The following is a 19063-nucleotide window of genomic DNA, read 5'->3' as shown; positions in this document are numbered from 1 at the left end:
TGCTCTCTCTTAATTATAACACAATAAGACGACACACTTGCAACAGGTTTCCCGAAAACTGTAACATCACCATCATTTACTAGCAGTAAAAGAGACGTATTTGGGTCAATCTGAAAAGAGAGGGGGTTTGATCATGATAAAAAAATCATTATTAGTTGGCGGTCTTGCAACGATGATGCTTGTTAGTGGATGTCAAATGCCTGAACAAGGTCAAACACTGCAACGCACAGCTAATTACGACAGCCATCAGCCAAATGGTGGACACTATCCAATTAATCAACTGAACGAAACAAACGATTATAATCACTTCGGCTATACACGATATGAAAGAGAACTTGTCATGGGTAATGGCCGACAACCTGTCATTCCTGTTATAGATCGCGGACGTTTATCAGATGCCGTAACGAGAATGGTCTTAACAAATGATGTCGTAAGTGAAGCTGGGGCTCTTGTAACAGACAAGTACGTTCTTGTTGCGTATGATGCTCAAGCAGATAACCGCGAATATGTTGCAGACCAAGTAAAACGCAGCGCATTGTCTATTGTGCCTAGATATTATGAAGTTTATATTACAGATAACCACGATCATTTTGATGAAATCGAACGGTTCCAACATTTAACTTCAGCTACTTCCGATATCGAACGTACAATAGAGCAGACAATTGAGCAAATGAAGCTAGAATCGCCACAAGGAGAGTATAACGAAAACACTGACGATGACATGAACATCATGCAATCGAAACAGAGAAGACTTATGGATCGATAACATGGCAAAAAGGAGCTGTCGTCTCAAAAGTCCGGAACAGAGGTGGCAATGGCTCCGTTCGCACGCGTCGTGAGTGTGTAACCCACTCCTCTCAAAGCTTTTAAAAAGAGGTAGCGACTCCGCTCATTGCTTCGGGGATGTCCTAAAAGGTCTGCATTTGACCTTTTAGGACATCCCCTTTTATTGATTTGTCACTTTTTTCGCTTCTGCTCGAACTTGCGCTTCGTTTACTTGCTCATCAGCGTGATAAGAAGAACGAACTAATGGACCTGCTTCGCAATGGCTAAACCCTTTGCTTAATGCAATTTCTTTTAGCTCGGCAAATTCGTCTGGATGATAATATTTTTGAACTTTTAGATGCTTCTTCGTTGGTTGTAAGTACTGACCAATTGTCATAATATCGACATCAGCTGCTCGTAAGTCATCCATTGTTTCAATGATTTCTTCTTTTGTTTCACCAAGACCAATCATTAAACTTGATTTAGTCGGAATGTCAGCATGCATTTCCTTTGCCCGAAGTAAGAACTCTAGTGTCCGCTCATATGTAGCACGAGCACGAACCCGCGGCGTCAAACGACGAACCGTTTCAATGTTGTGATTCATAATATTTGGACGGGCGTCCATTAACGTCTTCAAGTTATCAAAGCTCCCTAACATGTCCGATGGTAGTACTTCAATCGTACAGAAAGGATTGCGTCTTCTAACCGCACGTACAGTCTCTGCGAATACAGCCGATCCGCCATCTTTCAGATCATCACGGGCAACAGCAGTAATAACAACATGCTTAAGACCCATTGTCTCAACTGACTCTGCGACACGTTCTGGCTCTTGTAAGTCAAGCTCATTTGGCAATCCTGTCTTCACGGCACAGAACCTGCATGCTCTCGTACAAATGTCTCCAAGAATCATAAAGGTCGCTGTTTTACGAACAGCCCAGCACTCATGAATATTAGGACAACGCGCTTCTTCACAAACGGTATTTAGTTTGTTTTCGCGCATCATTTTCTTTAAACCCGTATAGGACTCATTCGTATTTAATTTTATTTTCAACCAATCCGGTTTACGTAAATGCTCTTCTTTCTTTGCCATTTATTTCACTCCATCCAAAATACCTATTTAAAACTCATGAACACTTTTTCTCTATACTACTTTATCATGATTTCCGAAAAATAACCAAGCGCTCGCTCAAAATTTCCAATCATTCTCTCCTATTTTTCGAGTTTTTTTCCCCACACTATATAAAGAGAAAACAAGGTCGATTTACCGTGGGCACTGAAAAGGTGAAGATCAGAGTCCGCTGAAAAAGTCCTTTTTAGCGGATTCGAGGAAGCGGCAATGGCTCCACACGTTGCGCGCCTGCTATGAGAAAAAGCAACGGTTCCGCTCATTGCTTAAAGGCCAACCTTTTTCAGTGCCCTCGAGTTACCAGCAGTGTTTGCAAAGGTAGAAAGGAGCCTGACATGAGATTGAAGAAAATCATCGTATTAGCACTTATTGCAGTGTTTATTTCTCTTCCGTGTGTCACTGCGGCTGAGAAAGACGAATTAACAAGTGAACAAATTTACGAGAGACGGATGGATCTATATAAAAAGGTTGAAACGTTAACAAACGTACCATGGCATTATTTAGCTGCTGTTGATACGTATGAGCGCGGGTTACGACGTGCACGTAAGGATCGCCCAAAAGAAGATGGGTTCATTTCCATTTATTACTCTGAAGAAGATTGGGCAGGGGAATTTAATCCGAACAAAGAAGATACACATCCTCTTTCCATTCAAATGTTTGGTGGAGTCGGTTTAGATGGCGATGGTGATGGTCTAGCTGAGCGTACAAATGATGAAGATGTTCTTTTTACGATGGCCCAATATATTGAAGGTTACGGCTTTGATGAAGAAGACTTTCGGATAGCTCTATGGGAAAAGTACAAGCGTGATCAATCTGTTCGCATTGTCCACGGCCATGCCCTTGTATATGAAAAGTTTGATACTTTAGATCTCGATGATCATGCGTTTCCAATGCCTTTAAATTACAACTACAGCTACAAGAACACATGGGGTGACCGACGCGGATGGGGCGGAAGACGGATTCATGAGGGAACCGATATTTTTGCTGGTTATAATGTTCCTATTCGTGCAACAGCGTATGGACGAGTCGAAATAAAAGGATGGAATAAATATGGTGGCTGGCGTATAGGTATTCGTGATCTAGATAATATCTATCACTATTACGCTCATCTAAGTGGATTTGAAAAGGGAATTGAAGAAGGTTCGATTGTAGCCCCTGGCGAAGTAATTGGTTATTGTGGAAGCTCTGGTTACGGAAAGCCTGGTACACAAGGAAAATTCCCACCACATCTTCACTATGGAATGTATCGTGATAATGGTATTACGGAATGGTCTTTTGACCCATATCCATCTTTAAAACAATGGGAGCGAAAGGCTTATCAGGATCGAAAGAAAAAGAAATAAACGTTTGATTAAACAAGGGGTTACGCCAAAAGGTATGTTTTTGACCTTTTTGGGGTAACCCCTAAGCAATGAGCGGAGTCGCTACATCTTTTAAAAAGCCTTGAGAGGAGTGGGTTACACACTCACGGCGAGTAGCGAACGAGCCATTGCCAGACTTTGAGACACCCACTTTCCCATTTCTTATTTTTTCTCTTTCGCTACCTTCACCGCATTAGCAATGCTTAGTCCTAATCCTCCCCAAATAATCAGCATACCAACAATCATCATGGTTACTGCGCCACCACTCATGCTCGCTCAACTCCTTTTCATTATCTTCTTGGGATATTCAAGTCATTTTTCTGCCATTTGCTTCTTGCAAATAAGAACCCGATCACAATCGCACCTATGGCTACGAGCCAGCCTGATCCAATTAGGAAACTAGTCGAATATCCTTCATAGTTATTCGTTAGGTTTTCAATTAAGTTTTGGATAAACATGAACCCTAACACAATTGGCGTAACAATACTCAAACAAATTCTCCACCATGCCCCAAGACGGAAATCAGAAACTCCATCTGCATGAGTCTGAAGCTCTGGCAGCTTTTTGACAAACCACGAGACAGCAATAACGGAAACGAGCCCCGCAAAAGCAATCCCAAATTGATTGATGAAATAATCAGCCGCATCAAGGAAGAACAATCCACCTTGAGTTGCAAACAATAAAGAGATGACTGCTGCTAATCCGCCGCCGATGCCGACTGCTTTACGACGCGAGAACTTGAATTTATCTTGAACACCCGATACAAACGTTTCAACGATTGATATGAGAGAAGACAACCCTGCAAGTACGAGTGAACCAAAGAACAAGACCCCAAATAGTCCATTCATTCCTGGAAAGGTGTTAATTATCTCTGGAAAGACAACAAAAGCAAGACCAATTCCAGCATCAGCAACATCAGCTACGCCAACACCAGATGCTTGGGCCATGAATCCAAGTGCCGCAAACACCCCAATCCCAGCTAATAGCTCAAAACTCGAGTTACTGAAGCCTGTAATAAAGGCATTGTTTGTAATATCTGACTTCCTCGATAAATAACTTGAGTACGTAATCATTATCGCAAATGCAATTGATAAACTGAAGAAGATCTGACCGTAAGCTGCCACCCATACTCCTGGTGACATAATTTCATTCCAATTAGGCTTAAAGAATGCATCTAGACCAGTTAGAGCTCCTTCTAGCGTAATAGCACGAATGACAATGAGTAAGAACATGGCCACAAGTAACGGAATAAAGATCCGATTTGCAATTTCAATTCCTCTTCTAATTCCTTTAAATAAAACACCTAGTGTAATAATCCAAACGATCACTAATGGAATCAACACGCTAGGAACCAATGCTCCTATCTCTCCAGGTGAGCCCCCTGACACTATATCTATTCTCTGGAGATATTCCCCCATTAAAAAGCCGCCAGTGTCTTCTCCCCACCTTTGATTGAAGGCAAAATACGTATAGGACAACGCCCACGCAATGATGACTGCATAATAAGTAGCAATGACAAATGAAATCGCTACTTGCCACCAACCGATCCACTCGGTTTTTTTGTTCATTCTCGCGTAAGTTAGTGGCGCTGAGCCCCGGTACTTGTGACCAAGTGTGAATTCCATAATGAGAAGAGGAATACCAGCAGTTATAAGAGCAAATAAGTACGGTAAAAAGAAAGCTCCTCCTCCATTTTCATAGGCAACGTAAGGAAAACGCCAGATGTTACCTAGACCTACAGCAGAACCAATGGCCGCCAAAATAAAACCAGCACGAGTTCCCCATTGTTCTCTCCCGTTCATTGACTTCACCTCTCTGCATAAATTTTATAAAACACTTTCTATACTTGTTTATTCAGAATATAAACACTTTAGTATAGAATTTTTTCAAATATTAGAAAACGCTTACATTTTACACATTCCTGTTATACTTTGCTACAGTGAAGGAGAAAAGTAGGCGAGCAAGGTTCCTAAACCTATGCTTGTATAATTTCATTGATGATATTTCTTTCATGGGGAGTTGTCACACTCACATTAAAATTGAGTACGATGAATTAATATAGAATAGTTTTGATAAATGGTGAGAACGTTTAAAAAGGAGGTGGTAACTTGGCTAGATACAGGAGAAAGCCAGAAATTATTGAAGCAGTAAAGATCACTAGAACGATCACAATCGAGACTGCAAGTGGCTCACTAATTGGTAACCCAGGAGATTATCTCATTACAGATAAATACGGTGAACAGTATCCTTGTGACGCAAGGAAGTTCGAACAAACGTATGAGCGAGTTAAAGATGGGAAAGACGTTACTACGTTTATTAAAAAGGCGTTGCGTAAAGTCAAAAGAAAGTCGAAAGAATTCTTTGCGAAATCCCAAGGGTAATATTGCAGAAATCATTTCTTATCCTCTTGAGACAAACAGATTGTTTCTACAAAGAAGCAGCATTGTTCAAATGAGGGTTTTCTTTTTGCCGTCGGTTTTCAAATCCCTATTCTTCTATTTCCACACTTACGTATAAAGGACTAACTTCAAATGAAATTAGCCCCCTGCCTTATCACTCACTTTTTACAGGTACATATCCTGTCTCCTCAATAAGACGTTGTCCTTGTTCCGACAAAATCCAATTAAGAAACCGATCAACATTCGGATTGTCGCTTTCGGCGGTGATCGCATAAAACTCCGAAGCGAAAGGATAAGCACCACTGCGAATCGTCTCTTTGTCTGGATACACACCTTCTATTTCGAGGTGGCGGATTTCCCCGTTTTTGACCATTTCATTTGAAAAAAATCTAAACGTATACCCTATTGCATTTTTGTAATTTTTGTAGCTAGAAACTTCTTCAAATACGCCTCCCATACCTGATACGACATCTTCAGTTGGAGGATCTGCAATCGGGACATCCCCCATTATTTTCTCTAATGCCGTTTGACTTCCACTGTCAACTGGACGTTGGAACGCACGAATCGATGTATTCTCTCCCCCAACTTCACTCCAATTTGTAATTTCTCCTGAATAAATACCTTGTATTTGTTCAACCGAAAGCCCTGTTACAGGATTTTTTTCATTTACAAAAAAAACAAATGCCTCACGACCAATTGGAATCATCTCTAGCTCGACCCCACGCTTTTGCGCTTGCTCCATTTGGCGTTTCGATGGAGCTGCAACAAAAATTATATCCACTTTTCCGTTTAATAAATGTTGAAATGCCTCCCCTGTCTGGTTTGACATCACTTCACTTTGATGAACATTATATTCTTTTTCAGGATAAGTTGCTCTCGCAAAGGCAGAATAGACTGGATACAAAGCTGTAGCTCCATCGAGAATCGGGAGATCCCCTTCTAGTTTTACATTTGCAGGTTCGTCTAAAGCTACAACATTTGTATCATCATGAAATGGTTGATAGCCATATAAATTATAATCTTGATCACTTACTGTCACGATACTTCGTTGATAACTTTCATAAATCTCATAAATAGTAATGGAGAAGAGGCACAATGCAAGAAAACTCATCACGGTTATCTTTAATGTTTTCGGTTTCAGCAGACGGAAGATGACTACAACCGTAAAAATCATTAAACTAACCGTTACAACAACAATCAGTGGCGTATAAAACGTAAGCCCTCCCATAAGCAAACTAATGACAGCTCCCACATAGCCGATAATACCTAGAACAACGACCATAATCAATGCGAGGATACAATTGAGAACTAAGTTCGATTTCATTGAAATTCTCCTTTGCAACAATATGATATGAAAACTACTCTCACTTTACCATAATCATACAATTTTAATAGTTTTATTTTAGACGCAAAAAGGGTCAACCTCAGTTTGAAGTTGACCCTTTAGATGAATTACCTATTTGCACTCACTTTTTTTAAAACCATTATTGTTACAATAAGCAATGCAAAAGCAACCATTAAACTCAGTACTACATTTGTCGTAAAACCTAATACTAGATAAGAGATCACTGTAATTCCAGCTGCAATGAGCGCATATGGAAGCTGGGTAACGACGTGATCAATATGATGACTTCCTGCTCCTGTTGAAGAAAGAATCGTCGTATCTGAAATTGGAGAGCAGTGATCACCAAAGATCGATCCAGCTAAAACCGCTGCCATCATCGGCAAAATCAATGTAAGATCAATGACTGCTGCCATCTCCCCAGCAATTGGAAGCAACAAGCCAAATGTTCCCCATGATGTACCGGTTGAAAAAGCTGCAAAACCAGCAATAACAAACAAAATGACTGGTAAGAACATCGGATGAAGATTTGACTGTTCAACAAGTGACGCTAAATACGTTCCTGTCCCTAGGTCACCAATGATTGAAATAAGTGTCCATGCAAAGAACAAAATGTAAATGGCTGGCAGCATGGATTTCATCCCAATAACTAACGAAGCTCCAAGCCCTGTACCTGATTTCGGCTTAAACACGTTCAAAATGAGGGCAACGGCTAAGCCGAACAAGCCACCATATACAAGAGCTGAAGCAACATCTGTATTTTCAAAGATCGTCAAAATCGTTACATCGCCTTCTGTCCCTTCAATTCCTGTTGTCACCATAAAAAATACTGTACCAGCAATTAACGCAATGATGGGCCATACTAAGTCACCAACCTTGCCTTTTTCACTTGCTGCAATATCATCTTGAGCACCAGGAATCGGACCAAGACTTGCATTAAACAATTCACCTGAGTTTTTCGCTCGCTCTTCATGAGCCTTCATCGCACCAAAATCCAGATTGAACCATGCTACAGCTAATACAAGCCCCATCGCAACTAATGCATAAATGTTCATAGGAACCATAAGTAAAAATGCTTGCAAAGCTTCATATTGAGTGACAGAATGCGTTGCAAAGATCCCTGCAATAATCGCTATAATGTATGCTCCCCAGCTTGAAATTGGGGCAATTACACACATTGGAGCTGCCGTTGAATCTACCAAATACGCTAGCTTTGCACGAGAAATGCGGTGCCGATCGGTTAACGGGCGACTCACATTCCCGACTGTCAAACTGTTAAAATAGTCATCAATGAAAATAATAAGACCTAGAACAACCGTTAATAACTGTGCACCAACACGTGTTTTCACACGTTTCATTGCCCACTCCCCAAACGCCCGACTTCCACCTGAACGGGTAATAAGGGCAGCCATCATACCTAGTAATAATAAGAAAAGAACAATAAAGAATTCCCATGTATTTATAGCAAATCCTTCATCAATAATGGCACGAGTCACTGCAGAGAATGTGACGTGTTCTACATCAAAATCAAAAATGATGCCCATTACAATCCCATAAATATTTGCAGCTGCTGCAAGTGGATTAAAATTATTAACCATTAACGCCCCAACAATTGCACCTGTACCAAGTGATAATAATACTCTTCTTGTAAGAATAACCATCACAAGTGCTAAAATTGGAGGAACTAAAGAAAAAATAGATGATTCCATAATGATACCTCCTAAAAATGGATGGTAGTTACATAGATGAAGGACTAACTGCAATAGAAAAATACAACTATGAGTGCTCCACTCTGACAATTATTATAGGAGCGAAGAGACATCTCGACAAATACTTACTTGTTCCGTATCTACGTCCCTTTTCCATAGAAAAAAGGCAATAGTGGATAACCCACTATCGCCTAACATCCGCGCGTGAATCCCCATAATCATGGTAGTCCTCCATAACTTGGCTGCTCCAAGTTATGACAGCTCTGCACTTATTCAATACAGATCCAGCAAAAGCAGCCTGACCTCTACTTCCACTTCGGCGACGGCCCCTTTCCCTTTTCCTCAACGTTGTCATCCTTAGAAAAGGTACTATTGGCAATCGCGCCTCTACCTCATCGTAACAATGAGGCACCTCTATTTAATTACCAATTATGGATGTTATCATGTTTTTTCTATATTAGCAATGTTAATTTAAACCACATAAGGTTACGGTTTGTGCGGGTGATAAAGTATGATTATTAAGCACATCAATTAATTTTTTTGGGATTATTTTTATGTCCTTATCACACTTTCTAATTCCATCATATTCGAGCAACCAAGCTATTTTCTTACCATCCCGCCAAACTATCTTTCTTTCTCTCATACGTACGAAACTCATGCTGATAACGATTTTTCTCGTCAACGATCCCTTCTTCGACTGAAATGACTTCCCACTCTTTTGCATCAATTTCTGGGAAGAACGTGTCGCCTTCAAAGGTCTCATCAATGTATGTGACATACAACCTATCAACATGGTCCCAAAAAAGCATGAATACTTCTGTTCCACCTATGACAAAACATTCTTCATCTTGCTTTGCTATACTTAATACTTCTTCAATCGAGTGTACAACTTCACAGCCTTCTGCTTCATATTGTCTATCTCTTGTTAACACAACATTCCTTCGCTTTGGCAATGGTCTACCAATAGACTCGTACGTTTTTCTTCCCATCACAATCGTATGACCAGTCGTGACCCTTTTGAAATACGCTAAGTCCGCTGGGAGATGCCATGGCAACTGATTTTCTTTTCCTATTACGCGATTTTGATCCATTGCAACAACAAATGAAATCATATGTATCCCCTTTTCTTACCCTTATTTTTGTTTTATCGTATCATAATTTAGCCACTCGACAATATAATTGAAGCAATAGACAGTAAATTGCTCCTTTCCGGGCTAAACAATATCACAGCCTCTACTCTCGCCTCAAGCTGTTCTCCTGTCTTTTATTATTTAACGAACTAAAGCTTTTTACCTATTTTCCATAACTTTTCCTTTATTATAGTTGACAATGACATACAAAAGAATTTATAATAATAAATGTAAACGCTTTCAATTAATTCAGTACTACTTTGCAAAAGGGGAGTGTTCGTATTGTCCTTGAAAACATTGTCTCATATCGATAAAGAACAAATTATCGATACCCTTTTAGAAAATCAATTGTTCAAGATGCCTGATGGCCGTCAATTATATGAAGCAACAGAAGAAGAGTTGAGATTACTTGTATGCTCTGAACTTGAACAAGGTAATCACTATACATTTTGCTAACTAAATAATTATGCCTGTATCATATAGATACAGGCTTTCATTGCTTATTTACTTATTTATACCCATCAGGATTGCTTTCCTGCCATCTCCACGAATCGGCACACATTTCTTCAATCCCTTTTTCCGCGCTCCAGCCTAACTCTTCTTTTGCCTTAGATGGATCAGCATAACATACCCCTACATCACCAGGTCTACGCTCAACAATTGAATATGGCACGTCACGATTGGAAGCTTTCTTAAATGCTTCGACCATCTCAATGACACTATAGCCGTTTCCAGTTCCTAGATTATAAGCATGTGCCCCTGTTGTTGTCACGATCCTTTCAAGAGCTTTTAAGTGCCCTTTAGCAAGATCTACGACATGAATATAGTCTCTAACTCCTGTACCGTCTATCGTTGGATAGTCGTTCCCAAATACCTTTAATTCCTTTAACTTTCCAACAGCCACTTGGGTAATAAATGGCATCAAGTTGTTTGGAATTCCATTAGGGTCTTCTCCAATTCTGCCACTATGATGGGCACCAATCGGATTAAAGTAACGCAATAATGCGATGCTCCACTCTTTGTCTGATACATACAAGTCTCGTAAAATTTCCTCAATCATAAGCTTTGTACGTCCGTATGGATTTGTAGCACTTAGCGGGAAATCCTCTAAAATTGGAACACGATCTGGCATTCCGTAAACCGTTGCCGATGAACTAAAGACGATGTTCTTAACGCCATAGGCTTGCATCAGTTCACAAAGAACTAAAGTTCCTGTAATGTTTGTATGATAATAGTGAAGTGGAATTTCAACAGACTCCCCCACTGCCTTTAACCCTGCAAAATGGATAACCGCTTTAATGTTATGTTCAGCAAACACTTTCTCTAAAGCTGGCTTGTCCAACAAGTCTACCTCATAAAACAGAAAATCCTTACCGCTTAGTTCTTTGATTCGGTCAATCGATTCATATTTGCTATTTGAAAAATTGTCAACGACAACAATTTCATAACCCGCATCTAACAGCTCTACACACGTATGGCTCCCTATATAGCCCGCCCCGCCTGTTACCAATATCACCAAACTCACTCCATTCATAAAGTCCCGAAATTAGAGGTCATAAACGTTTCCCTCCTCATTCTCTTGGTAATATCTTACCATATCACTACTTACTTTAGTAGAAAGAGGTCACTATGAAAAAGGAAGGGGTTTTTCCTTTTTCATAGTGACCTCTAAGCAATGTTCGGAGCCGAGCCATTGCTGCTTCCTCAAATTTGCTAGAAGAGACTTTTTCCGTGCCTTCTATTACAATAACCATTTCACCCATCCAACAATCGATAGCCAAAGTGGAATACTTAATACAATTCCCCAAACTAAACCGACAAATACATCTCCATCATACTGTTCCATCGAACCAACCTCCTCGTTGTATTAGTCTTGGCACATTCCGGATGTTTCAAACGAGGAAACATTGCACATATAAAAAATAGTTTGAAAAACAGCCAAGATGACTACACTGCTAGTGATTGAACTGAAAAAGGTTGGGGTTTCCTTTTTCAGTTCACTCTATGCAATGTGCGGAGCCGTTGCCATGTTTATTAAGCCTTTTATGAGTGGGGTTCTCATAGAAGGCGCGCAACGTGCGGAGCCATTGCAACTTAATCAACTGAAAAAGGTTGGGTTTCCTTTTTCAGTTCACTCTATGCAATGTGCAGAGCCGTTGCCATGTTTTTAAAGCCTTCTATGAGTGGGGTTCTCATAGAAGGCGCGCAACGTGCGGAGCCATTGCAACTTAATCAACTGAAAAAGGTTGGGTTTCCTTTTCCCAGTTCACTCTATCAAGGAGGTGTGTCTACTTGGCTTTATGGTTGTTCATAACTTGGCTCATTCTCTTAGCTATATTGCTTTTTACACAAAGCGCTAGTGATTTTCTGCGTGATGGACAGCTTCAGTTTGCTTTTACAACCGCCCCCCAATTTTCAGGGTTTTTCCATATGTATTCATTTGTTGGCGCGAGTATCTATTTTTCCATACAAAAATTTGGCCATTTTATTGCCTTTTTTATTTTGGCATTCTTAAGTACAATTGTTTTCCGAACAATAGTAGGCGCTCTGTTCTTGTGCTTCTTTCTCGCGTTTTCAACAGAATTTATTCAGCCATTTTTTAACCGCGACGGTAGATTGCTAGATATATTGATTAATGTTTCCGGTACCTTGAGTTACTTATTGCTGTATGCCCTCTTTCATAAACGTAAATCGGTGAACTTACGAGAAGTTCAATCTAGTTAGGAGGATTTTATGATCAAAGCAGTTATTTTTGGAGTGTTTTTCGTCTTTCTTTGTGTTGCCATCCCTAGTTTTTTAGGCTTTTACCACAGTTCTAATCAAACACCAGAACAAGTGAGTGAACCACAAACTGAACAGCAGATTGAAGAGGAAATAGAAACAAAGTCCGAACAACACGACTCAATCAATGAAGAAGATTCGAATACATATGACGAACTAGAAGGCCAACAACCAGAAATAGAGCAGCCTAGTGACGAGCTCGTTTTTTCTAATAGGGATGAGGCTATTGAAGCCGTGTTAGAAAGGTTTTCACTGACCGAGTTAATTAGCATTTTCACTAGTGTTCGAAATGGTGTTGACGATGAAAAGCGGGATGAGTTGGTTGAAAAACTACAGGAGCAATTTACGGATGAAGAAATTGAGGCTTTAAAAGTAATTGGGTTTGCCGAGTTAGAAAAAGTTCTTCAATAAGCATTTACATATGAGACAAAAACGCCTAGAGCTCAAATCACTGCTAGGCGCTTTCTTGTAATCAAATTAGCTTTTTATACACTTTGTTCCTTCCGTACTCGAGCGAGTGGCGGTTGCTTTGTTTTCATCTTTTTCGTGAAATAGCTATGCAAAAGCATCCCGATCACAATAAGACTCATGCCGATCATTGCCATTCCATTTGGCAAAGGGGTCGATAGTAGCGCGATCTCCCCCATTAACACAAAAAGAACTTGAGTTGATTGAGTCGCTTCAACTGCTGCAAGCTTCTTCTGGTTTCCTCTTACCCGGTCCGTAGCAATAAAGAACAAAATCGTTGCAATGACGCCTGAACTTATGGCGACAATAAAGGATTGAAGAATTTGATCTGACGAAGGAGCTCCAACTTGGATAAACGCAACTAGACTGAGAACAAGCCAGAAAGGAATTGTGACTAATGTCATTCCAAAAACCCTTTGAAATGTATCAAGGCGTCCCCCACAGACCTCCATCATTTTTCGGTTTCCAAGTGGATATGCGACAGCTGCAAACATAACGGGCAGAACACCGATCATCACCGTTTGCATCGACACGCTATTTGCATTCTGTAGCTGCATGAGAGCGACACCAAACAAGATCATTAATGAAATACAAAATGCGCCTAAAGGAATTTTTTGACGGACTTTTTGAATTCCTTCGTTTGTCTGAACTGATTCCAAAAAAAGTGGAGCCAATAATGTTCCTGCTACGATAACTAATTGCCACGTTCCAGCTACAAGCCAACCAGGCCCATAGGCAGCTGCAAACGTAATCGGGGCATAAAATAAGACAAATCCAACAAAACTCCAGCCAAACCAAGGCATAGGATTCTTCCTAATTTCAACTATAATTTGTTTAAGATTATTTCGAAACAGAACAATAAGAAATAAAAAAGGAAGCATAAATAGAAACCGTAATGATGAACTCCACATCCAACTTCCTCCCGCTAGTTCCATCGAGCGGTTCAGTATAAATGTAACCGCAAAGAACATCGCTGCGAATAATCCAAGCATAATTTCCTTCATATTTTCACCTACCAGAGTGAGCAATAGTTATAGTATAATATACCAATAGTTAACTATAATATACTCCAACTTCTGGAAAATTTCCACTTATATATTATGTAAAAAACCTAAGTAAGGGAGGGACTTATTTGGATCGCTCATATCAAACAGACGCAGAAAGATTGGCCAAACAAGTAGGTTTGACTTTAAGAAAAATAAGGCAGCAACGTGGACTAAGCTTGCAGCAATTAGCTGATCTCACAACGGTCAGCAAACTTACATTAGGAAAAATTGAGCGCGGTGAAGCAAACCCATCACTCTCAGTCATTTGGAAAATTGCCAATGGGCTTGAGATCCCAATATCACTTTTGCTAAATGAAGACAGCGAAATTAAAATTTCACGTAAACATAAAGGAAACAAAGTAGTAAGTGCTAATGAAGCATGTACGTTAGAACCAATGTTTGACGTTTCAACATTTGGATCAAGTGAAATTCACAGAGCATTCCTCAAACCAAGAAGCGAATACAATCCAGGCGCCCACCAATTAGGTGTGGTCGAGTATGTTACCGTTATGGCTGGAGAACTAATCATTCAAATAGATGATGAGTCGTTTCATCTATTTGAATACGACTCGATTAAATTTAATGGAGATAAGGAGCATACGTATATAAACCCAACAAACGAAACAACTGTACTGCATTTTGTCATGACATATGCGAAGTCTTAAAAGTTTGCATAAAACAAAAAAACGCTAGGATAAACCTAGTCGTTTGTTGTAGCGGACTCTTGCAGACAAAGAGTCCTGCTTTTTATATATGCTTTGGCATCTGTTGTTCACAAATTTGAATCATCTCTTCTAAAACATCACTTTTGCTTAGTTCAGTCCACGGGATCTCGACACCTTTCCCAGGTGCTAATGCTCTTCCTCTATATTGTTGATCCTTATTCATCGCTATGTAAATATCCCAACTCCAAGACTTTAAATTGTCCTTTAATGCTTCTCCTGTTTGCTTAATATCGACTAAATAATGATTTTTCACTGTAAATTCCTCATGGTTTTTCATTTAATCTGCACTCCTCTCTTCCACTACATTAATTTCGTCATACTTTCTTATTTCCCTATAAGAATCGTCCTACAATTACCGACATAATTCTTCCATTCCTACTATCGTGAAATACTAATTGTCATTATTCGACATGTTCTTCGGAATAAGATAACATATTTCCACGAATGATAATAAAAAGAACAAGTGTTGACCTCAACTATTGCTCGGAAAACGAATGTGTAAATCCTCTTACTTGAGGTCTTCAAAAAGGAGGACGGAATGAAAAAAATTCCAGTTGGGAGCTATTTTTATTTTGTTGCCGCACTACTATGGCTTTTCTTAGCCTTTACTGATTTTGGAACTTGGTCTATGAGAGTCTATATAGCTTTATTTTTTCTTTTTATAGTGATTGGTATTATTAATTGGCGGATGACGGATCGAGCGAATAAAGATTAGAACGACCTGAGTCAGGTTGTTTCAGTATTTCTAAACAAAAATAAACTAGTTAAAGAGGTGTTTGTATGAACCACGATGTGGATTACGATCGAGATGGCGACAGAGAAGATGCCCTATCATTTGAATCTGTCAAGCAAGCGTTACAATCAAGTCTTGAACAGGAAGAAGAAATGATGAGAACATATTTAATTCTTGCTGAGCGAATTCACAATAATGACGTTTTAAAAACGAGATTGGAAAATTTCGCCGAAGGAAATGCAAAGCGTTCGAGGCAGTTAATTGATGAAATTGCAATCAGTTCAGATCAATGATCGAACAGAAAAGAAAAAGGTTGTCTCCAACAAGATACAACCCCGGAACCACAAGTTGTTCGGGATAGGATCTAGGCAGACAACCTTTTTTTATACAGCTACAGGAGCTTTGATAGATGGGTGAGGGTCATACCCCTCGATTGTAATATCATTCATATCGAAATCAAAGACCGATTTTACTTTAGAATTGAGTTTCAAAGTCGGAAAAGGTTTTGGTTCTCGGCTAAGTTGCGTTTCGATTTGTTCAAGATGATTTAAGTAAATATGTGCATCACCTAATGTATGAACAAAATCCCCAACTTCTAAACCACATTCATGAGCAATTAAGTGTGTAAGAAGTGCATAACTTGCTATATTGAAGGGGACCCCCAAAAAAATATCTGCCGACAATTCATTCGATTAAGTACGCTACACTTAATCCGCTCTTTGTATGAGCAGCTACATGTTTCCATGTAGATTAGACCATATCTCCATCCTAAATAGGATGCTCCCCGTTTCGGATATCAATCACTTATATCCTACGAACAATCACGTTCTGGTCGTTGCACCTTCCTATACGATAGGCTTGGCTCAGGATTGTCCACCATCACTTAATTAGTAGTTGGTTTGGATTTCCCCTGAATTAGAGGAGTGTTTCAATACGGATTTCTCCGTAAAGGCGCTCAAATGTTTAACGCTGATATAATTGACAACTTAATTTTCCATCCGCAACATAAAATTGAAAAAGAGTATGACACGGGGGTAAAAGCGCCTCTCCATGTGAGAATTGGTTGGCGTTCCAGCTTACAACTAAATGTCTACGGCTATTTGCATTGGATTTGATTTGTTCAATGACATCTTTCAATTGGTCAGTGTACCCGTATGGCCCTTGAAAACTCCTCCACTGTGCACCATATGCTGCAGCACCAATCGATCCCCATCTTTCTGCAAAATCGTCATCTTCTAATATACGTGTACAGAACTTATCTATTTCTTCTTTATAAACCTTTGCAAACTCCTTATCTTGTTGAGCTCTGAGAGCAAAATTTGTCATGTTAGGGCCTTTGTATTCATCCGACTCAACAAATCTTTTAAATGGCCACTCGTCCCAGATATGATTGTTGTGTTGAAGTAAATAACGAATATTTGTATCCCCTTTTATAAACCATAATAGTTCACTTGCAATTAATCTAAAAGGAACACGTTTTGTAGTTAGCAAAGGGAACCCTTTACTCAAATTAAATCTCATTTGGTAGCCAAATATGGAAATAGTTCCTGTTCCTGTTCTGTCTCCTTTTTCAAAGCCATTTTCAAGCACATGGCGACACAGATTTAGATATTCATATTCTGGATGTTTCAAAAATAATCACTCCTCATTTCTTTTTATTATATAATGGTTTACCACTTGGTCAGCCGTAAAAATATACTAGATGTTTGTTAACTGTTGAACAAATTATAAGTTTTCAACAGAGTATAGTATAGCATATAATCGCTGCCAAACACTTTTAACTCGTTTCGTTGAGCCCTATTGATTCCCCTAATAATAAGCAAATTTGTATTTTTTTCTTCCAAATACAAATACTACAGAAAACCATTCTGATTGAAAGAGGAATAAAAGATGTTTCGAAAGTTTCGATATGCCAAAAAGGTCCATGCATTAAAAAGCACTCAACCTATACAAAAGAAAAAAACAAACGAAAAATTAGATAGCTATATTTATAAAAATTTAACTGAACTGAAAAAAATATTGCGGAACAGTGAAGATGTGAAATTCAGAGAGTTCGAAGTATATTATCAAGCTCCTATTAAAGTGTTCATTTGCTTTTTAGAAGGACTTGTCAATGAAGACTCTGTTAATTTACATGTCGTCAAGTCGATCATGGAACCTAATTCAGTTAATGGAACATCTCCTCCCCTCTCAAATGATGTTCTTTCCGTCATGAAAAAGCGGATCGTCAGCACCTCAACGATTGAAGAAATTGATAAGTTGAGCGATGCAGTCGATCGCGTTTTAGCAGGAGCTACTGTTATCTTTATCGATGGCTATCAAACGGCGTTATCCGTTGGGACACAAGGCTTTGAATCAAGAAGTGTAGAACAGCCTGATACGGAATCGCTTGTTAGAGGATCGCGCGAAGGGTTTAATGAAGTGTTGAAAGTAAATTGCTCCTTAATTCGCCGGAAAATTAGTAATCCTAACTTAACGTTTGAAAGCATCAAACTCGGCAAGCAAACCAAAACTCAAATCCGAATTTGCTACATTGAAGGAATCGCTGACTCGAAAATTGTTGACGAGGTTCGAAAACGAATGGAGCGGATTGAAACAGACTCGATTCTTGAATCGGGTTATATCGAGCAATTCATCGAAGACCACCCTTACTCGATTTTTCCGACTGTTGGAAATAGTGAGCGGCCTGATAAAGTAGCATCCAAATTATTAGAAGGCCGAGTTGCCATTTTATGTGACGGGACTCCCTTTGTTTTAACCGTACCGCATGTGTTTATCGAAACGTTGCAAGCTTCAGAAGATTATTATTCTCGTCCTTTTTTATCTTCTATTATGAGATTGCTGCGAATTCTTGCCTTGTTCTTAACGATCGGAACACCTGCTATCTTTGTTTCTGTAGCTACATATCATCATGAAATGGTTCCATCTCTTCTCCTGATTACCATGGCCGCAGCGGAAGAAAAAGTTCCCTTTCCTGTTTTTATTGAAGCACTGCTCATGATTATCGTTTTTGAATTACTGAGAGAAGCAGGAGTGCGAATGCCGCGACCGGTTGGTTCCGCTATTAGTATTGTTGGAGCGTTAGTTATCGGTGAGGCGGCAGTTCAAGCTGGGGTAGTTAGTGCACCGATGGTTATCGTTGTTGCCATTACAGGGATTACTGGTTTTGTTGTCTCTGCATTAAATGACGCGATTGTTTTAAGCCGTTTTATACTTTTATTCATGTCTGGAATCTTTGGCTTCTACGGAGTATTGATGGGGACCCTCGTTCTTTTAGGTCACGCTTGCTCATTACGCTCCTTCGGTACCCCTTATTTAGCTCCAATGGCACCGATTGTTTGGAGCGAGTGGAAAGACGCGCTTATCCGTCTTCCATTATGGACGTTCCAAACAAGGCCACAGTCTATTACTTGGAGTCGAACGAAGCGGGAAAGTTCGCAAACAAAGCCGCAGAAACCTAGTAGTTAGATGAAGGGAG

General features: G+C 39.6%; 21 protein-coding genes, 1 pseudogene and 1 riboswitch. Of the genes and pseudogenes, 11 read left to right on the top strand and 11 right to left on the bottom strand.

Translation table 11 applies throughout. The annotated features are described in order from the left end of the window. Window positions 1-133: 133 nt before the first annotated feature. Window positions 134-766 carry a YhcN/YlaJ family sporulation lipoprotein gene (locus AC1FXP_RS18225; protein WP_480063420.1) on the top strand — a complete coding sequence of 211 codons (633 nt, stop codon included), beginning with the start codon at window positions 134-136 and terminating at the stop codon, window positions 764-766. A gap of 180 nt (window positions 767-946) precedes the next feature. On the opposite strand, the gene lipA is transcribed toward AC1FXP_RS18225, so the two are convergent. Continuing rightward, window positions 947-1855 (bottom strand): lipoyl synthase, encoded by a 909-nt coding sequence (gene lipA, locus AC1FXP_RS18220; protein WP_480063419.1) that lies wholly within the window; start codon window positions 1853-1855, stop codon window positions 947-949. A gap of 371 nt (window positions 1856-2226) precedes the next feature. Between lipA and AC1FXP_RS18215 the strand changes: the two genes are divergently transcribed. Beyond that, a complete protein-coding gene (locus AC1FXP_RS18215) occupies window positions 2227-3234 on the top strand; it encodes a M23 family metallopeptidase (protein ID WP_480063418.1) in 1008 nt (335 codons plus the stop codon). Between the two features lie 180 nt (window positions 3235-3414). Here AC1FXP_RS18215 and AC1FXP_RS18210 read toward each other — a convergent pair whose 3' ends face one another. Continuing rightward, window positions 3415-3522 carry a methionine/alanine import family NSS transporter small subunit gene (locus AC1FXP_RS18210; protein WP_480063417.1) on the bottom strand — a complete coding sequence of 36 codons (108 nt, stop codon included), beginning with the start codon at window positions 3520-3522 and terminating at the stop codon, window positions 3415-3417. A 20-nt stretch (window positions 3523-3542) separates the two neighbouring features. Then, on the bottom strand, window positions 3543-5054 hold the full coding sequence (locus AC1FXP_RS18205) for a sodium-dependent transporter (protein ID WP_480063416.1): 1512 nt from the start codon (window positions 5052-5054) through the stop codon (window positions 3543-3545). A gap of 306 nt (window positions 5055-5360) precedes the next feature. Here AC1FXP_RS18205 and AC1FXP_RS18200 point away from each other — a divergent pair, with 306 nt between their 5' ends. Beyond that, window positions 5361-5633, top strand: coding sequence for a hypothetical protein (locus tag AC1FXP_RS18200; RefSeq protein WP_480063415.1), 273 nt, complete (start codon window positions 5361-5363; stop codon window positions 5631-5633). Window positions 5634-5805: 172 nt separating this feature from the next. Here AC1FXP_RS18200 and AC1FXP_RS18195 read toward each other — a convergent pair whose 3' ends face one another. The 3 genes from AC1FXP_RS18195 to AC1FXP_RS18185 all read right to left on the bottom strand — a co-directional run bounded on the left by AC1FXP_RS18195 (window position 5806) and on the right by AC1FXP_RS18185 (window position 9814). Continuing rightward, window positions 5806-6975, bottom strand: a complete 1170-nt coding sequence (locus tag AC1FXP_RS18195) for a PstS family phosphate ABC transporter substrate-binding protein (protein WP_480063414.1) — start codon at window positions 6973-6975, stop codon at window positions 5806-5808. Window positions 6976-7103: 128 nt separating this feature from the next. Beyond that, entirely contained in the window at window positions 7104-8702 is a 1599-nt protein-coding gene (locus tag AC1FXP_RS18190) for a Na+/H+ antiporter NhaC family protein (RefSeq protein WP_480063413.1), read from the bottom strand. A gap of 216 nt (window positions 8703-8918) precedes the next feature. Further along, a riboswitch (Lysine riboswitch) is annotated at window positions 8919-9100 on the bottom strand. A gap of 210 nt (window positions 9101-9310) precedes the next feature. Further along, window positions 9311-9814: a dihydrofolate reductase gene (locus tag AC1FXP_RS18185; RefSeq protein ID WP_480063412.1), complete on the bottom strand. Its 504-nt coding sequence runs from the start codon at window positions 9812-9814 to the stop codon at window positions 9311-9313. Between the two features lie 300 nt (window positions 9815-10114). On the opposite strand from AC1FXP_RS18185, the gene fbpA reads away from it, so the two are divergent. After that, window positions 10115-10288: a Fur-regulated basic protein FbpA gene (gene fbpA / locus AC1FXP_RS18180; protein WP_480063411.1), complete on the top strand. Its 174-nt coding sequence runs from the start codon at window positions 10115-10117 to the stop codon at window positions 10286-10288. A gap of 52 nt (window positions 10289-10340) precedes the next feature. On the opposite strand, the gene galE is transcribed toward fbpA, so the two are convergent. Beyond that, window positions 10341-11351, bottom strand: a complete 1011-nt coding sequence (gene galE / locus AC1FXP_RS18175; RefSeq protein ID WP_480063410.1) for a UDP-glucose 4-epimerase GalE — start codon at window positions 11349-11351, stop codon at window positions 10341-10343. Between the two features lie 424 nt (window positions 11352-11775). Here galE and AC1FXP_RS18170 point away from each other — a divergent pair, with 424 nt between their 5' ends. The 3 genes from AC1FXP_RS18170 (at window position 11776) to AC1FXP_RS18160 (ending at window position 13024) form a co-directional block, all read left to right on the top strand. After that, complete coding sequence (locus tag AC1FXP_RS18170; protein ID WP_480063409.1) at window positions 11776-12003, top strand: hypothetical protein; 228 nt, start codon at window positions 11776-11778, stop codon at window positions 12001-12003. Between the two features lie 121 nt (window positions 12004-12124). Further along, window positions 12125-12556 (top strand): VanZ family protein, encoded by a 432-nt coding sequence (locus tag AC1FXP_RS18165; protein WP_480063408.1) that lies wholly within the window; start codon window positions 12125-12127, stop codon window positions 12554-12556. Window positions 12557-12565: 9 nt separating this feature from the next. Continuing rightward, a complete protein-coding gene (locus AC1FXP_RS18160; protein WP_480063407.1) occupies window positions 12566-13024 on the top strand; it encodes a hypothetical protein in 459 nt (152 codons plus the stop codon). 74 nt (window positions 13025-13098) lie between these two features. Here the strand turns inward: AC1FXP_RS18160 and AC1FXP_RS18155 are convergent, their stop codons facing one another. Then, window positions 13099-14085: a DMT family transporter gene (locus tag AC1FXP_RS18155; RefSeq protein ID WP_480063406.1), complete on the bottom strand. Its 987-nt coding sequence runs from the start codon at window positions 14083-14085 to the stop codon at window positions 13099-13101. 128 nt (window positions 14086-14213) lie between these two features. On the opposite strand from AC1FXP_RS18155, the gene AC1FXP_RS18150 reads away from it, so the two are divergent. Then, window positions 14214-14792 carry a helix-turn-helix domain-containing protein gene (locus tag AC1FXP_RS18150; protein WP_480063405.1) on the top strand — a complete coding sequence of 193 codons (579 nt, stop codon included), beginning with the start codon at window positions 14214-14216 and terminating at the stop codon, window positions 14790-14792. An 82-nt stretch (window positions 14793-14874) separates the two neighbouring features. On the opposite strand, the gene AC1FXP_RS18145 is transcribed toward AC1FXP_RS18150, so the two are convergent. Next, window positions 14875-15129, bottom strand: a complete 255-nt coding sequence (locus AC1FXP_RS18145) for a hypothetical protein (protein ID WP_480063404.1) — start codon at window positions 15127-15129, stop codon at window positions 14875-14877. Between the two features lie 261 nt (window positions 15130-15390). Here AC1FXP_RS18145 and AC1FXP_RS18140 point away from each other — a divergent pair, with 261 nt between their 5' ends. Further along, complete coding sequence (locus tag AC1FXP_RS18140; RefSeq protein ID WP_480063403.1) at window positions 15391-15567, top strand: hypothetical protein; 177 nt, start codon at window positions 15391-15393, stop codon at window positions 15565-15567. 65 nt (window positions 15568-15632) lie between these two features. Further along, a complete protein-coding gene (locus AC1FXP_RS18135; RefSeq protein ID WP_480063402.1) occupies window positions 15633-15878 on the top strand; it encodes a hypothetical protein in 246 nt (81 codons plus the stop codon). 90 nt (window positions 15879-15968) lie between these two features. Here the strand turns inward: AC1FXP_RS18135 and thyA are convergent, their stop codons facing one another. Then, on the bottom strand, window positions 15969-16268 hold the full coding sequence (gene thyA, locus AC1FXP_RS18130) for a thymidylate synthase (RefSeq protein ID WP_480063401.1): 300 nt from the start codon (window positions 16266-16268) through the stop codon (window positions 15969-15971). Between the two features lie 283 nt (window positions 16269-16551). Further along, a pseudogene (locus AC1FXP_RS18125) lies at window positions 16552-17217 on the bottom strand (thymidylate synthase); the annotation flags it as partial. A gap of 258 nt (window positions 17218-17475) precedes the next feature. Here AC1FXP_RS18125 and AC1FXP_RS18120 point away from each other — a divergent pair. Next, window positions 17476-19053: a spore germination protein gene (locus AC1FXP_RS18120; protein ID WP_480063400.1), complete on the top strand. Its 1578-nt coding sequence runs from the start codon at window positions 17476-17478 to the stop codon at window positions 19051-19053. Window positions 19054-19063 lie beyond the last annotated feature (10 nt).

The sequence above is a fragment of the Halalkalibacter sp. HAAS-P013 genome (assembly GCF_056619925.1).
Note: the sequence above shows the minus strand (reverse complement) of the source record. Positions and strands in the feature narration are given on the sequence as shown.

What these genes read in the sequence shown, in the direction of transcription:
- AC1FXP_RS18225 (WP_480063420.1), top strand. Translation starts at nt 134, where the DNA reads ATGATAAAAAAATCATTATTAGTTGGCGGTCTTGCAACGATGATGCTT.
- lipA (WP_480063419.1), bottom strand. Translation starts at nt 1,855, where the DNA reads ATGGCAAAGAAAGAAGAGCATTTACGTAAACCGGATTGGTTGAAAATA.
- AC1FXP_RS18215 (WP_480063418.1), top strand. Translation starts at nt 2,227, where the DNA reads ATGAGATTGAAGAAAATCATCGTATTAGCACTTATTGCAGTGTTTATT.
- AC1FXP_RS18210 (WP_480063417.1), bottom strand. Translation starts at nt 3,522, where the DNA reads ATGAGTGGTGGCGCAGTAACCATGATGATTGTTGGTATGCTGATTATT.
- AC1FXP_RS18205 (WP_480063416.1), bottom strand. Translation starts at nt 5,054, where the DNA reads ATGAACGGGAGAGAACAATGGGGAACTCGTGCTGGTTTTATTTTGGCG.
- AC1FXP_RS18195 (WP_480063414.1), bottom strand. Translation starts at nt 6,975, where the DNA reads ATGAAATCGAACTTAGTTCTCAATTGTATCCTCGCATTGATTATGGTC.
- AC1FXP_RS18190 (WP_480063413.1), bottom strand. Translation starts at nt 8,702, where the DNA reads ATGGAATCATCTATTTTTTCTTTAGTTCCTCCAATTTTAGCACTTGTG.
- AC1FXP_RS18185 (WP_480063412.1), bottom strand. Translation starts at nt 9,814, where the DNA reads ATGATTTCATTTGTTGTTGCAATGGATCAAAATCGCGTAATAGGAAAA.
- AC1FXP_RS18170 (WP_480063409.1), top strand. Translation starts at nt 11,776, where the DNA reads ATGACTACACTGCTAGTGATTGAACTGAAAAAGGTTGGGGTTTCCTTT.
- AC1FXP_RS18160 (WP_480063407.1), top strand. Translation starts at nt 12,566, where the DNA reads ATGATCAAAGCAGTTATTTTTGGAGTGTTTTTCGTCTTTCTTTGTGTT.
- AC1FXP_RS18155 (WP_480063406.1), bottom strand. Translation starts at nt 14,085, where the DNA reads ATGAAGGAAATTATGCTTGGATTATTCGCAGCGATGTTCTTTGCGGTT.
- AC1FXP_RS18145 (WP_480063404.1), bottom strand. Translation starts at nt 15,129, where the DNA reads ATGAAAAACCATGAGGAATTTACAGTGAAAAATCATTATTTAGTCGAT.
- AC1FXP_RS18140 (WP_480063403.1), top strand. Translation starts at nt 15,391, where the DNA reads ATGAAAAAAATTCCAGTTGGGAGCTATTTTTATTTTGTTGCCGCACTA.
- AC1FXP_RS18135 (WP_480063402.1), top strand. Translation starts at nt 15,633, where the DNA reads ATGAACCACGATGTGGATTACGATCGAGATGGCGACAGAGAAGATGCC.
- AC1FXP_RS18120 (WP_480063400.1), top strand. Translation starts at nt 17,476, where the DNA reads ATGTTTCGAAAGTTTCGATATGCCAAAAAGGTCCATGCATTAAAAAGC.